General features: G+C 71.3%; 10 protein-coding genes. 3 read left to right on the top strand and 7 right to left on the bottom strand.

Annotated features, from left to right (window positions below; all coding sequences use genetic code 11):
• Positions 1–19: 19 nt before the first annotated feature.
• The 3 genes from C8E87_RS29980 to C8E87_RS29970 form a co-directional block, all read right to left on the bottom strand.
• On the bottom strand, positions 20–2,200 hold the full coding sequence (locus tag C8E87_RS29980; protein WP_133876187.1) for an MMPL family transporter: 2,181 nt from the start codon (positions 2,198–2,200) through the stop codon (positions 20–22).
• 22 nt (positions 2,201–2,222) lie between these two features.
• On the bottom strand, positions 2,223–2,801 hold the full coding sequence (locus C8E87_RS29975; protein ID WP_133876186.1) for a TetR/AcrR family transcriptional regulator: 579 nt from the start codon (positions 2,799–2,801) through the stop codon (positions 2,223–2,225).
• Between the two features lie 145 nt (positions 2,802–2,946).
• Positions 2,947–3,714: a S1 family peptidase gene (locus C8E87_RS29970; RefSeq protein WP_133876185.1), complete on the bottom strand. Its 768-nt coding sequence runs from the start codon at positions 3,712–3,714 to the stop codon at positions 2,947–2,949.
• Between the two features lie 242 nt (positions 3,715–3,956).
• Between C8E87_RS29970 and C8E87_RS29965 the strand changes: the two genes are divergently transcribed.
• The 3 genes from C8E87_RS29965 (at position 3,957) to C8E87_RS29955 (ending at position 7,937) form a co-directional block, all read left to right on the top strand.
• A complete protein-coding gene (locus C8E87_RS29965) occupies positions 3,957–6,158 on the top strand; it encodes an MMPL family transporter (protein ID WP_239080285.1) in 2,202 nt (733 codons plus the stop codon).
• 179 nt (positions 6,159–6,337) lie between these two features.
• Positions 6,338–6,667 (top strand): PadR family transcriptional regulator, encoded by a 330-nt coding sequence (locus C8E87_RS29960; protein WP_133876183.1) that lies wholly within the window; start codon positions 6,338–6,340, stop codon positions 6,665–6,667.
• A 25-nt stretch (positions 6,668–6,692) separates the two neighbouring features.
• Positions 6,693–7,937 carry a hypothetical protein gene (locus C8E87_RS29955; protein WP_133876182.1) on the top strand — a complete coding sequence of 415 codons (1,245 nt, stop codon included), beginning with the start codon at positions 6,693–6,695 and terminating at the stop codon, positions 7,935–7,937.
• Between the two features lie 304 nt (positions 7,938–8,241).
• Here the strand turns inward: C8E87_RS29955 and C8E87_RS29950 are convergent, their stop codons facing one another.
• The 4 genes from C8E87_RS29950 to C8E87_RS29935 form a co-directional block, all read right to left on the bottom strand.
• Entirely contained in the window at positions 8,242–9,111 is an 870-nt protein-coding gene (locus C8E87_RS29950; RefSeq protein WP_133876181.1) for a PHP domain-containing protein, read from the bottom strand.
• A 2-nt stretch (positions 9,112–9,113) separates the two neighbouring features.
• Positions 9,114–11,321, bottom strand: coding sequence for an ATP-dependent zinc metalloprotease FtsH (ftsH, locus tag C8E87_RS29945; RefSeq protein WP_239080284.1), 2,208 nt, complete (start codon positions 11,319–11,321; stop codon positions 9,114–9,116).
• Between the two features lie 143 nt (positions 11,322–11,464).
• Positions 11,465–12,664, bottom strand: coding sequence for a hypothetical protein (locus tag C8E87_RS29940; protein ID WP_133876180.1), 1,200 nt, complete (start codon positions 12,662–12,664; stop codon positions 11,465–11,467).
• A 160-nt stretch (positions 12,665–12,824) separates the two neighbouring features.
• Positions 12,825–13,721, bottom strand: a complete 897-nt coding sequence (locus tag C8E87_RS29935) for an NAD-dependent epimerase/dehydratase family protein (protein WP_133876179.1) — start codon at positions 13,719–13,721, stop codon at positions 12,825–12,827.
• Between the last annotated feature and the right edge of the window lie 4 nt (positions 13,722–13,725).

The raw sequence follows: 13,725 nt of genomic DNA, 5'->3' as shown, positions 1-13,725 counted from the left end.
TTACGGCATACGCCCCATTTTACGCGGCGTGAGCGTGTTCCTCGATGTCGCGCGCGTCGTCCGGAACGTGCCTTTCCAGGGCGGCGCCCTCCACGTCGACCGACGGGAGCCAGCTCAGCCACCTCGGCAGCCACCAGGCGGACCGGCCCAGCAGCGCGATCGCCGCCGGCACGATCACCATGCGGACCACGATGGCGTCGAACAGGATGCCGATGGCCAGCGCGAACGCGATCGGCTTGATCGTGTCGTTACCCTCGGGCACGAACCCGGCGAAGACCGAGAACATGATGGTTGCGGCGGCCACGACCACCGGGGCGGCCTGCCGGAAGCCGGTGACCACCGCGTCGCGCGGCCCGGCGCCGTGGGCATACGCCTCATGCATCCGCGAGACCAGGAAGACCTGGTAGTCCATGGCCAGGCCGAACAGGATGCCGACGATGATGATCGGCGCCAGGCTCAGCAGCGGGCCGGTGGTCTGCGCGTTGACCAGGTCGGAGAGCCAGCCCCACTGGAACACCGCGGTGGTGGCGCCGAGCGCGGCGCCGATGGTGAGCAGGAAGCCGAGCACGCCGACGACCGGCACCAGCAGCGAACGAAAGACCAGCACCAGCAGCACGAAGGCCAGACCGACGACCAGCACCAGATAGATCGGCAGCGCCTGGTCGAGCTTCTCCGACACGTCGATGCTGACGGCGGTCTGCCCGGTCACGTACACCTCGGCGCCCGGCCCGTCGGCCACGTCGTCACGGATGGCGTGCACCAGATCCATCGTGGCGGTGTCCTCCGGCCCCGACTTCGGGATGATCGTGATCAGCGCCGCGTCGCCGGCCTGGCTGGGGCGCGGCTCGGCCACGAAGGCGACATCGGGCAGGGCAGAGATCTCTTCCCGTACGGTCGTCGCGTACGCCGGGGCGCCGGAGCCGTCGACCAGCACCAGCAACGGGCCCGCGAAACCCGGCCCGAACCGCTCGGCGATGATCGCGTCGGCCTTCTCCTGGGTGCTGCCCTCGGCGGCGCGCTGGATGAGCGTGGTCTGCATCGAGAAGAACGGGATCGCGATGACGGCCAGTGCCGCGACGGCCACGATCAGGCTGAGCACGCGCTGGTGGGTCACCATGTGGGCCCAGCCGCGATAGAAGCCGCGGTCCCGGCGTACGGAAACGGTGGGGTTGACCCGCTCGCGCTTGGGCAGCGCCCGCATGCCGATGGCGCCGAGGAAGGCGGGCACCAGGGTGATCGCGACCAGCACGGCGAAGACGATGGTGGCCGCGGCGGCGATGCCCATCTCGGTGAGGAACGGGATGCCGGCGACCGCCAGGCCGGCCAGCGCGATCACCACCGTGAGGCCGGCCGTGACCACGGCGGAGCCGGCCGTGCCGACCGCGAGGGCGACCGCCTCGGGCACCGGCAGGCCGCGGCGCAGCTCCTGGCGGAACCGGGTGACGATGAACAGCGCGTAGTCGATGCCAACGGCCAGGCCCAGCATGACCGCGAGGATCGGGGTGGTGGACTGCAGCTCCGCGAAGCCGCTGAGCGTGGTGATGCCGAGCGCGCCGATCGCCACCCCGGCCAGCGCGGTCAGCAGGTTCATGCCGGCCAGCACGAGCGAGCCGTACGTGACGGCCAGCACGACCAGCGCCACGACCACGCCGAGGATCTCGCCGGCGCCACCGATGTCGGCGCCCGACTCCTGCGTGGCCTCGCCACGGGCCTCGACGATCAGGCCGGCCCCGCGGGACTCGTCGACCACCGCGGTCAGCGCCTCACGCTCCTCGACGGTGATCTCGGAGGCCTGCACGCCGTAGGTGACCGTGCTGTAGGCGGCGGTCTGGTCCTGCGAGACCGTGGGCGCCTGCGGGTCGAGCGGGTTCGTGGCCGCCACGACCCCGGGCAGTTTCTGCAGCTTGGCCACGACCTGAGCGACCTGGGCGGCGGTGGCCCGGTCGGTGATCCTGCCGGCGCCGGGCGCCTGCATCACCACCTGAGCCGTGGCGCCGGCCGAGGCGGCGCCGAACCGCTCCTCCATCAGGTCGAGGGCCTTGGTCGACTCCTGCCCCGGGATCGAGAACGAGTTGACCATCGTGCCCGAGAGCGTGGCGGCGCCGGCGCCGAGCGCGATCACGGCTACCAGCCAGGCGACCATGACCAGCGCCTTGTGGCGGACGGCACCCAGTCCGAGGCGATGCAGCAACGTTGCCATGTGCGTGTTCCCTTGCTCGTCGTTACGGGCGCGGCTGTGCGGACGCGGCCCGGCCGTGGCCGAGCGCGTCGTAACTGATGTCGATGAGGTCGTCGAGGGTCACGGCGAGCGGCTTGTCGCGCAGCGCGACCCCAGCCACGGCCACTGCGCCCAGGGCGCCCACGACCCGAAGGGCCCGGGCCGGCTCGGCCTCGGGGTCGGTCGCGAAGCACTCGAAGATCACTTCGCCGATCTCCTCGAGGATGCGGCCGAACTCGTCGTCCTGCGTGTCGGCCAGATACGTGAGCAGCAGCGAGACCGTGCCGGGACCCTCCATCGCCAGACGCGCGATGCCGCCGACGGCCGCCCGGTCACGCTGCGGGCCGGGAGGCAGGTCGCGGACGGTGTCGGCCACCGCGCGGATGTCGCGCAGGGCGTGGTCGATGACCGCCTGTTGCAGCGCCTCCTTGCTGGGATAGCGGTGGAGCAGGCCCGTCTTGGAGTAGCCCACCGCGTCGGCGATGCGCTGGATCGACGTCTCCCTGAACCCGTGCCGCGCGAACAGGGCCGCGGCGGTCTCCAGGATCTCGTCGTCGATCTGCTGCTTCGTCGGACGCGGCATGCGGACCACCCTAGTCGGTTATGGACCAGGCTGGTCGGTTACCGACCGTGGCGGTCCTCACAATGCGAGAGGGCATCACGTCAAGTTCACCGCATACGAAAGGGCCGGCTACGGGTTTCCCCGTAACCGGCCCGGCCAACAGACGTCAGTGTGTGACTTGCGAGACCCAGGAGGCGAGATTGTCGACGCGGGCCGCGTTCTCGATGCTGTCGTGCGGGCACGACGGGCCGTTGCTGACCACCGCCACGAGCAGCGGCGGCCGCTTACCCCGCTCGACGAAGAACGGACCACCCGAGTCGTACGGGCAAGGCGTGGTGTCGGCCTGGGGCGATTGGCCCTTGACCTGGGTGACCGAGTCGCTGAGCGCGACCACCTCCATCTTCCCCGTACGCAGCCAGGTGACCGGCGCGGGATTGACGCTCGTGGTGGACCCGTAACCCGTGACCCGCAGAATGTCCCCGGCCTGCGGAGCCGTACGGCCCACCCGGATCGGGCGGACGCCCCGGACCGGCTCCGCCAGCTTGGCCAGCGACACGTCGGCCGTGGACGACTGACGCACCGCCACGATCTCGAGTTCCTGCCCCCTCTCGGTGTTCGTCAGATCGGTGCGGCCGATCGTCGCGAGCGTCGAATCGGCCACCGGACGCTCGACGCGCACCCCGTTCTGGTCGCGGAAGCAGTGCCCGGCGGTGATCACCCACTGGGGTGCGATCAGGGCGCCGGAACACGCGCTGTTGCGCTTGCCGCCGTTGGCGGTCGGGATGCCCGTCATGGTCAGTTTGACCGAGAAGGCATACCGGCCCGGCTCGACGGGGTCGCCGTTCGCGATAGCGTTCGCCGGGCCCGCGGACCCGAGGAACACCAGCGCGGCGGCGGCCGTCGCGGCAAGAATCGACCTCTTTCGTTGTCGCATGGGGACAACCTAGTAGCGGAGATCAAGGGCGGCGAATCCGGGAAGTCCCGGGGTAAACCCTGATCCGTATGGCCGGTTTGCGGGCCTTTCCGCGGCGTGGCGTCGGGTTTCCGACGCTCATCGGCGTGTCGCGGGGTCGGGGGCCGACCGGGGTTCGGCCCCGATGTGCCCGGCTCGCGCCCTCCATACCTTCAGTGCGACAAACGGATTCGTACTGGGGGGCAACGATGGGCAGGCGACCGGTGACGGTACGCATGGCGCGCTGGAGCGCCGAACATCCGTGGCGCGCGATCGCGCTCTGGGTGGTCTTCGTGGCGGTGTGCTTCGTGGGCGGCAACTCGGCCGGCCTCAAGGAGGCGACCCCGCAGGACGACGCGATCGGCGAGGCCGGACGCGCGTACGTGATGATCGACAAGGCCGGGTTCGCCGACGAGCCCGCTGTCGACAACGTGCTGATCACGGCCCGCACGGGCAAGCTCGACACCGCAGCCGCGCAGAAGGCCGCCGCTGACGCCACCACGAAGCTGCGCACGGTCACCGGGGTGGCCGAGGTCGGCAAGCCCATCCCGGCCAACGACGGCTCGGCGCTGCTGGTGCCGATCACCATGGCCGGCGACCCCGACACCGCCGCGGACCGCGTCGAGCCGCTGCGCTCGGCCACCGCCGAGGTGCAGGCCACCCACCCCGAACTGAGGGTCGAACAGGTCGGCGGCCCCTCCATCGGCAAGGCGCTGGACGACACGCTGGGCGAGGACTTCAAGCGGGCCGAGATCCTCAGCCTGCCGGTCACCCTCGCGATCCTCATCCTGGTCTTCGGCGCGCTGATCGCCGCCGGGGTGCCGGTGCTGCTGGCGTTGTCGTCCGTGGCCGCCGCGATGGGGCTGTCCACACTGGCCTCGCACCTGGTGCCGTCGAGTGACGCCACCGCCAGCGTCATCCTGCTGATCGGCATGGCCGTCGGCGTCGACTACTCGCTGTTCTACGTACGCCGGGAACGGGAGGAACGGGCCAAGGGCCGCGGCCACGTCGACGCGGTCGAGATCGCCGCCGAGACCTCCGGGCACGCCGTGGTGGTCAGCGGCACGGCCGTCATCATCGCGATGGCCGGGCTGTTCCTCGCCGGCGACTCCACGTTCTCGTCGCTCGCCGTCGGCTCGATCCTCGTGGTCGCGGTGGCCGTGCTCGGCTCGCTGACCGTGCTGCCCGCGATCCTGGCCAAGCTGGGCCGCTGGGTCGACCGGCCGCGGGTGCCGCTGCTGTGGCGCCTGTCCGCCCGCAACTCCGGCGGCGGGTCGCGGTTCTGGCGGGCGGTTCTGCACCCGGCGCTGCGCTGGCCGGTCGCCACGCTGCTGGTGAGCGTGCTGGCGCTGCTGGCCCTGGCCGTTCCGGCGCTCGGCATGAACCTCAAGTTCCCCGGCACCGAAGACCTGCCCCGCACGACGCCGGCCATGCAGGCGTACGACCGGCTGACCGCGGCCTACCCGAGCAACGGCACCAACCACCTGATCGCGGTCTCGGCGCCCGCCGCTTCCGCTCCCGCCGTGCAGGCCGCTCTGAAGAACCTCGCGCAGAGCACCCAGGGCGACAGGCTGTTCGCGCCGCTCGAGCAGGGCGGGCCGGACATCGAGGTCTCGCCGGACAAGACGGTCTCGGTGCTGCACGTGGCGACGCCGTTCTCGTCGCGCAGTGACGAGGCATCCGACTCGCTGCACCGGCTGCGCTCCGACCTGGTGCCGGCCGCGCTCAACGGGGTGCCCGGCGTGACGTACGCGGTCGGCGGCGGGGTGGCCGACAACGAGGACTACGCCGAGCACATCTGGCGGACGCTGCCGCTGGTGGCCGGGGTCGTGCTGCTGCTGACGTTCCTCATGATGGCCTGGACGTTCCGGTCGGTCGTGGTCGCGGCCACCTCGATCATGCTCAACCTGCTCTCCGTCGGGGCGGCGTACGGGCTGCTGGTGCTGGTCTTCCAGGGCAGCTGGGCGCCCGACCTGCTCGGCTTCACGTCGATGGACGCGATCGTCAGCTGGCTGCCGCTGTTCCTGTTCGTGGTGCTGTTCGGCCTGTCGATGGACTACCACGTGTTCGTGGTGTCCCGGATCCGCGAGGCGGTGCTGCGCGGCGTGCCGACCCGCGAGGCGGTGGCCGAGGGCATCACCGGTTCGGCCGGCACGGTGAGCAGCGCGGCCCTGGTGATGGTCGCGGTGTTCTCGATCTTCGCCACGCTGTCCACGATCGACATGAAGCAGCTGGGCATCGGCCTGGCCGCCGCGATCCTGCTCGACGCCACCATCATCCGCGCGGTGGTCCTGCCCTCGGCGATGACGCTGCTGGGCAAGGCCAACTGGTGGGCGCCCCGCTTCATGCGCCCCCGGGGCCGCCACACGGCCGCGGCCGTGACCCCGCCCCAGCCCGAACCCGAGCTGGTGGGCCCCCGCTCCTGACCCTGTCGAACCGGCCGCCCGCCGCGAGGCTCCCCCCTCGCCGCGGGCGGCCCTGCCGTTTCTGAGCGACCCCACCGCGTCGCAGCCCGCAGCCGGCCCCACCGCCTTGGGTGCGAGCCTGAGCGGGCGGAAGCGGGCTGGGGCTTGCGGATAACTCTATCTAGATAGATATTGAGAGCATGGTACGTGACCGACGTCCCTCACCGCAGACCGCCGCAGTGCTCATCGCCCTCGCTGAAACCGGCGAGAACTGGAGCCACGGCTACGACCTGTGCCGCACCCTCGACCTCAAAGCTGGAACTGTCTACCCGATCCTGATCCGCCTCGCCGAACGCGGCCACGTCGAGACCTCCTGGGAAACTGCCCCGCCCCGCGGTCGGCCCGCCCGCCACCTCTACCGGCTCAGCACCGCAGGTGCCGAACTCGCCCGCACCCTCACCGCCAGGGCTCGCGCTGCCGAGGCCCCGGCCACCCCGCGCGCGACCCGGCTCTCGCCGCGGACCACCTGACCCGACCACCGTCCGGAGGCCTCCGATGTTCGCATTCCTGCTCCTCCCGGTGATGCTCGTGCCGCCCCTGCTCGCGCTGCTGGTGCTCGCGATCCATCTGACCGGCGCCGCGCGCCAGGCAGGCGCGCGAAGCCTTCCCGCCCACCTCGGCGCCGCGCTGCGCAACGGCGCCCGGAGGCCCGTCTGGCCAGCACTGATCACCCTCGCCGTCGGCGCCGCCGCGCTCACCGCCGCGCTGGAACAGGCCTACCTCGCCGCGGCGCCTCGCGGCTCGGACTGGGGCTTCGACGTCGTGCTGCTGACATTGGCGCTCGGACTGCTGGCCGCCGCCGGGTGCGGGCTGCTCGCCGCAATCGCCGCCGGCGCGGCGGCGCGTGCCCGCAGCTTCGGCGCCGGAACCGTCGCCGGGGTGCTCGCCCTGCTCGCCGTCACCGCCGGTGCAGCAGTTGCCCACCTGCCCCTGCGCGCCGCATACCTGGCCGATCCTGGTGCCTTCCCCGTCGTCGGCAACCTCGGCGAGGGAGATCTGCTCGTGCCGTTCGACGCCTTCTTCGCCACGCTGGTCTGGGCGCTGCCGTGGCCCGTCCTCGGTGCGGCACTCGGTGCCCGCCGCCAGGCGGAGGGCAGACAGCATCGCGATTCCTGGCAGGTGTTGCTTGAGCTGGCAACCGCTGACCTACCCGGCAACCAAGCCGCCTGGGGCACCGCGCTGCGTGCCGAACTCGCGGCGATCGACACGCCGCGCGAGCGGCGCCGGTTCGCCCTCGGCGGGACATGGACCGCGCTGCGATCCGGGCTGACGCAAGGCGCCTGGCTGCAGGCCTCGGGTGTCGCGGTACTCGTGGCCGGTGGCGTGTTCATCGCCTCGCGCTGGTCATTAGCTCACGAACAGGGCGGTGTCCTGAGCACCTGGGTCACGCTGCCGAGCGTGCTGCTGTTCGTGGTCACGCTCACCACTGCCTGGCGCCACCGGTCCGTCAGCGCGGCGCTGCGCACCGGGGCCGTGGCCGGGCTGGGCGCTCTGGCAGGGATGCTCGCCGTCAGCATTCCGGAGGCCGTGGTCTGGGCCGAGCGGCACGCGGGCTATCTGAGCACCGGCGATGCTTTGCCGCCGACTTGGCAGGCGGCGGTGGGCGACGTGCTGCGTCCCGAGTTCCTCGTCGGCTCGATCGTCTTCTGGGCGATGGGCGCGCTCAGCGGCGCGGCACTGGGTGCCGCGTTCGGACGTCTGCGAAACCGACAGGCTGACGAAGCCGCAACTACGAGGTGACCTCTGCCGGACACGCGGCCTTGGCTGCCGAAGGGCAGCGGCGCAACAAAATCGACAAAGCGGTGAGCCAGACAGCGCACCACCCAGCTTCAGGGGGAGCGTTGTGACCACCGCGCCTGCCTCCACCGGCCACGCTCCCTGTTGGAGGGCGTCGCGGGTCCGGAGAGTACCTTGACTGCCGAGCCGTACAGGGCACGGGTTCCGACGCCGCCTCAGCCCCGCGTCAGCGTTCCGGCACCGCCACACCCGCGCGGCAGCGTCGCGACCACCCGCGGGTCGGTTCGGCCGGCTCGCGGGGCTGCGGTCAGCGGGTCCAGAAGTCGTGCGGCCGGCGGCCGGGGCGGAAGCCGTGGGCCTCGACCATGTGGGCCACCTCGTGGAAGTCGTGAGCCAGCGACCCCGGTGAGTGCGCGTCGCTGCCGAACGACACCGCGGCGCCACCTTCCTCGCGCCACCAGCGCAGGATCGCGGGATGCAGGGGGACCTTGCTGTTGACCTCGAGGGCCCGCCCGCCGTCGGCGATCGCGCGCAGCGCCAGCCGGAACTCCTCCTCCCATCGCTGCGGGTCGAACGGCCCTGTCCAGAACCGCACCGGAAAGTCGATGTGGGCGAAGACCGAGAACACCTCACTGCCGGCGACGACGGCCGGGATCCCGAGCAGATAGCGCCGGAACCCTTCCTCCTGGCCGTAGTGCGCGAAGAACCCCGGCGGCTCGTAGAACGTCTCGCCGATGAGCAGCGCGTGCATCGAGCCGAGCACGCGGTCGAACCGGCCCGCGCTCAACACCCGGGCGACGGCGTCGGTGTGCAGGTGCGGCTCGCCGATCTCGAGCCCGCTGAGGATCCGCAGGCCGGGGAAGCGTTCCCGGCAGCGCTCGACGGCAGCCAGGTAACCGGCCGCGTCGAACGGCGGGGCGATCACCCGCCCCTGAGCGTCGGCGTGGGATGCCAGGACTGGGCTCTCCTCGAGCGTGTCGTGGTCGGCCGTCCACACGATGTGGTCGAGGTGCTCGGTGAAGGCGACCGCGGGCAGTTCCAGCTCGACAGCCCGTTCGCAGGTCGCCCCCATGTCGCCGAAAGCCGCGTCCCACGACCACTCGCTGTGCACGTGGCTGTCGGCCGGCAGCGACGCGCTGCCCCGACGAGACGGTGTCGGGGTGAGCGCGTCGCTCATGGTCAGGCCGGGGTGGAGTCGGTCGCGGTGGGATCGGGCCGCCCGGGGACCGCGGACGCTTCGGAGGCCACGGCCGCGGCCGGAACACCAGGCGCCGGAGACGCTTCGGAGACTCCGGCCGCGGCCGGAACACCAGGCGCCGGAGACGCCTCGGAGGCCACGGCTGAGGCCGGAACACCAGGCGCCGGAGACGTCCCCGAGTTCACGGCCGAGACCGGGAGGCCGGGGGCCTGCGCGGAGCCGGGGGCCTCGCCGCGGGCCACCGCACCCGGGGCCTCGGACGGGTCGATGCCGGCGGCGGCGTACGCGTCGGCCTCGTCGAGGGTTTCGGTCTCGAGCAGGCGGTGGGCCAGGCTGTCGAGCTGCGGCCGGTGCGAGCGCAGCAGCGACAGGGCCTCGGCGTAGCAGGCTTCCACGATCTTGCGGACCTCGGCGTCGATCAGCTCCTTGGTGGCGGGGGCGACCCCGTCGAGGCCCAGCGGCGACTCCTGGCCGGGCGGCGGCAGCACGGTGACCGGGCCGATCGCCTCGGACATGCCCCACCGGCCCACCATCTGGCGGGCGATGTTGCTGACCTGGTCGAGGTCGCTCTCGGCGCCCGTGGTCATGTCGCCGTAGACGACCTCTTCGGCGGCCCGGCCACCGAGCGCGCCGATGATGCGGCCGCGCAGGTACTTCGCCGAGTAGCCGTAGCGGTCGGCCGACGGGCTCTGGAACGTCACGCCCAGCGCCTGGCCGCGCGGGATGATCGAAATCTTGCGGACCGGGTCGGCGCCGGGCGTCAGCATGCCCAGCAGCGCGTGGCCGGACTCGTGGAACGCCGTACGCTCTTTTTCGCCCGGGGTCAGCATGATGCCGCGGACGGTGCCCAGCACCACCTTTTCCAGCGCGTCGGTGAAGTCGGCGTTCCGCACCTGGGTGTGCCCGCGGCGGGCGGCCAGCAGCGCGGCCTCGTTCACCAGGTTTTTCAGGTCGGCGCCGACCATGCCGGGCGTGGTGGCGGCGAGGGCGTCGAGGTCGACGTCGGGGGCCAGCGGCACGCCACGGGTGTGCACGGCGAGGATCGCCCGGCGGCCGGACAGGTCGGGAGGGCTGACCACCACGCGCCGGTCGAACCGGCCGGGCCGCAGCAGCGCCGGGTCGAGCACCTCGGAACGGTTGGTCGCGGCCAGCACCACCACCCCCTCGCTGCCGGTGAAGCCGTCCATCTCGGTCAGGATCTGGTTGAGCGTCTGCTCGCGCTCGTCGTTGCCGCCGAGCGACTGGGCGCTGCCCCGGGCCCGGCCGATCGCGTCCAGCTCGTCGATGAAGATGATGGACGGAGCGACCTTTTTGGCCTGGTCGAACAGGTCACGCACCCGGCTGGCGCCGACCCCGACGATCGCCTCGATGAACTCGGACGCCGAGATCGAGAAGAACGGCACCCTGGCCTCGCCGGCCACCGCGCGGGCCAGCAGCGTCTTGCCCGTGCCGGGCGGGCCTGACAGCAGCACGCCGTGCGGGATCTGGGCACCCAGCTTGCGATACTTTTCGGGCTCGCGCAGGAAGTCGACGATCTCGGTGACTTCCTTCTCAACCTCTTCGATGCCGGCGACGTCGGCAAACGTCGTACGGGGTCCGGATTCTGGCTGATAGAGCTTGGCGCGCGACTTGCCGAAGGCGCCGAGCGCGCCCCCGGCCCCGCCCGCCATGCGCCGATAGATCCACACGAACAGCGCGACCAGCAGGATCGTGGGACCGAAGCCGATCAGCAGCTGCTGCCAGATCGGGCGTGGGGCGTCGGGCGGGTTCGCGTTGACCGGCACGTTGTTGGCCTGCAACTCGGCGAACAGGTTGTCGTCGGCGAACGAGGGCCGCTGGGTGGTGAACCGCTCGACCTGCTCGGCCTTGGTCGCGCCGGTCGGCGTGTAGGCCGTCTCCTTTTTGAACTGGCCCTCGATGGTGTCACCGGTCGAGGTGATCTCGCTGACGTTGTCGGCCTGGACCTGGGCCAGGAAGAACGTGTAGGACACCGGGGCCCGCTCGGCCGGGCTCAGGAAGATCGACGAGATGATCCAGTTGAGAGCGAGCAGGGCGATGAGCATGCCGCCGAAGCGGAGCCAGGAGGAGCGCGGCCCTTTCGGGCCACCGGGTGGATCGCTGGGCGGCGCGCCTTCCACCCGCCACGGGTGGGGGCGCTGCGGCGGCTTCGCATTCGCATCGGCGGGCATGGGGCGAAGCTACCCCTGTCGTGTGACACAAATGCGCACTCGTGACGCGCGTGACTGTGCCCGAAGAGACGACGCGCGCCCGGGTGGGGGTCCGGGCGCGCGTCTGTCCGCGGTGGTGTTGCTACGTCACTGGTTCAGCGAGGTCACTGGTTGAGCGAGCAGTCCGACAGGCCCTCGGCGTTCAGGTTGGGCTTCGCGGCGTTGCGGCCGATCGCGGTCTCGATCCGGTTGATCGTCGCGAAGCGCTTGTCGGCCAGCGGGCCGAGGATCGCGTTCTGGATGAAGTTCGGGCCGCCCTGACCCACCGTGCTCGCGATGCGGTTGTTGGCCTCGGCGATCTGGGTGTTCAGCAGTTCGAGGTTGCGCTGCACCTCGGCGGCGGCCTGGGCCGGGATGGCCGGCAGGTTGTTCAGCGCCGGGCAGTTCACCGTCGGCAGGGCGCCGGTCGCGCCGCCGTTCCCGTTGCCGTTACCGCCGTTGCCGGCATTGCCGCCACCGGCGTTGCCAGCCGGCACCTCGACGGGCTGCTCGGCCGAGGCGCCGCCACCCTGGTTGAGCGAGCACTCCGACAGGCCCTCGGCGTTCAGGTTGGGCTTGGCCGCGTTGCGGCCGATCGCGGTCTCGATCCGGTTGATCGTCGCGAAGCGCTTGTCGGCCAGCGGGCCGAGGATCGCGTTCTGAATGAAGTTCGCGCCGCCCTGGCCGACGGTCGAGACGATCCGGGCGTTGGCCTCACGGATCTGGGTGTTCAGCAGTTCCAGGTTGCGCTGCACCTCGGCCGCGGCCTGCGCCGGGATGGCCGGCAGGTTGGTCAGCGTGGGGCAGTTGACGGTCGGCAGCGCGTTGTTGCCACCACCGGCGTTGTTGCCACCACCGTTGCCCGCGGCCGGCACGTCGGTCGGCTGCTGGGCCGAGTTCCCGCCGTCCTGGTTGAGCGAGCAGTCCGACAGGCCCTCGGCGTTCAGGTTGGGCTTCGCGGCGTTGCGGCCGATCGCGGTCTCGATCCGGTTGATCGTCGCGAAGCGCTTGTCGGCCAGCGGGCCGAGGATCGCGTTCTGGATGAAGTTCGGGCCGCCCTGGCCGACCGTGCTCGCGATGCGGTTGTTGGCCTCGGAGATCTGCGTGTTCAGCAGTTCCAGGTTGCGCTGCACCTCGGCCTGCGCCTGGGCCGGCACCGCGGGCAAGCCGGTCAGCTGCGGGCAGTTGACCGTCGGCACCGCCTCGTCGGCCGATGCGACACCCAGACCGACGCCGACCATGGCGACGGCGACTCCCGCGACCGCACCGATCTGCCAACGACGCGTGTTCTTGGAGGAAGACTTGTTGAACTTGGCTCTGTACATTGGGAGTACGCCTTCCGCGACTGGGGGACCGAATGTGGCTACGGCCATCCATACGGGAGCGCTCCCAAAGCCGATCAGCACTTAAGAATTTCTTAAGATGATCTTCTTGGCGAGACGGCGGAACCCCAGCTCACGCCGGGGTTCCACGCTTATCGATCAATCAAGCCGGGTCGTATTCACCGGAGGCAAAGGTCTCGAGCAGCGACGGCCGTGACGGCTTCCAGCCGAGCACCCGCCGCGCCTTCTCCCCCGACGCCTGCTGGTCGAGCAGCAACGCCTCGCCGAAACCGCCCAGCCGCGCCACCGTTCCGGCCGGGTCCTCCGCCACCACCCGGCCGTCCAGCCCGAGCCGCCGGGCGGCCGCCTCGCCCAGCTCCGCCACGGTCGGGTTGAAGCCGCCGACCGCCAGGAAACGATCGCCGGCCGCGCCCGCGGTCAGCGTGGCCAGGTAGAGCTCGGCAAGATCGTCGACGTGCACGGTGGTCCAGTGCTGCGTCCCCGGGCCGATCAGTTGCAGCGCGGCCGGATCACCGACCCGCTCCTGGCCGAACACCAGCGCCGGGATGCCCGTGCCATGGCCGTACACGATGCCCGGTTCGACCAGCAGCGAGCGGATCCCCGGGGCCGCCAGGGCACGGCTGTCGATCTCGGCGCGCCACGCGACCAGCGCGGGCGGCGACAACGGCGTCTCCTCGGTGAGCGCATCGCCCTCGCCATGCACCCAGATTCCCCCCGTACGGACAAAGGTTGCCCCCGGTCGCAACCCGTCCAGCACCGCGCCCACGAAGTCACGGTCGGCCTCGGCGCTCGTGGCGTCGCCCGGAGTTGCCGTCGCGATCACCGCCTCGGCGTCGGCGGCCAGCCCACGGACGAGACCGCGATCCCGCATGTTGCCGGTCACCAGTCGCGCGCCCTCACCCCGTACGCGGGAAGGGTCTCGGACCAATGCGGTAACACTGTGCCCGGCCCCGAGCAGGACGGTGAGGACGCGGGAGCCGATGTAGCCGGTCGCACCGACGACGCGGACGGCCCAGGCCTTCCTCGACCTGGCCGGCACCCAC

Origin of the sequence: Paractinoplanes brasiliensis, from assembly GCF_004362215.1 — a bacterium.
In the GTDB taxonomy this organism is placed as follows: domain Bacteria; phylum Actinomycetota; class Actinomycetes; order Mycobacteriales; family Micromonosporaceae; genus Actinoplanes; species Actinoplanes brasiliensis.
The sequence above is the reverse complement of the archived record's forward strand: the minus strand, read 5'-3'. Positions and strand labels throughout refer to the sequence as shown.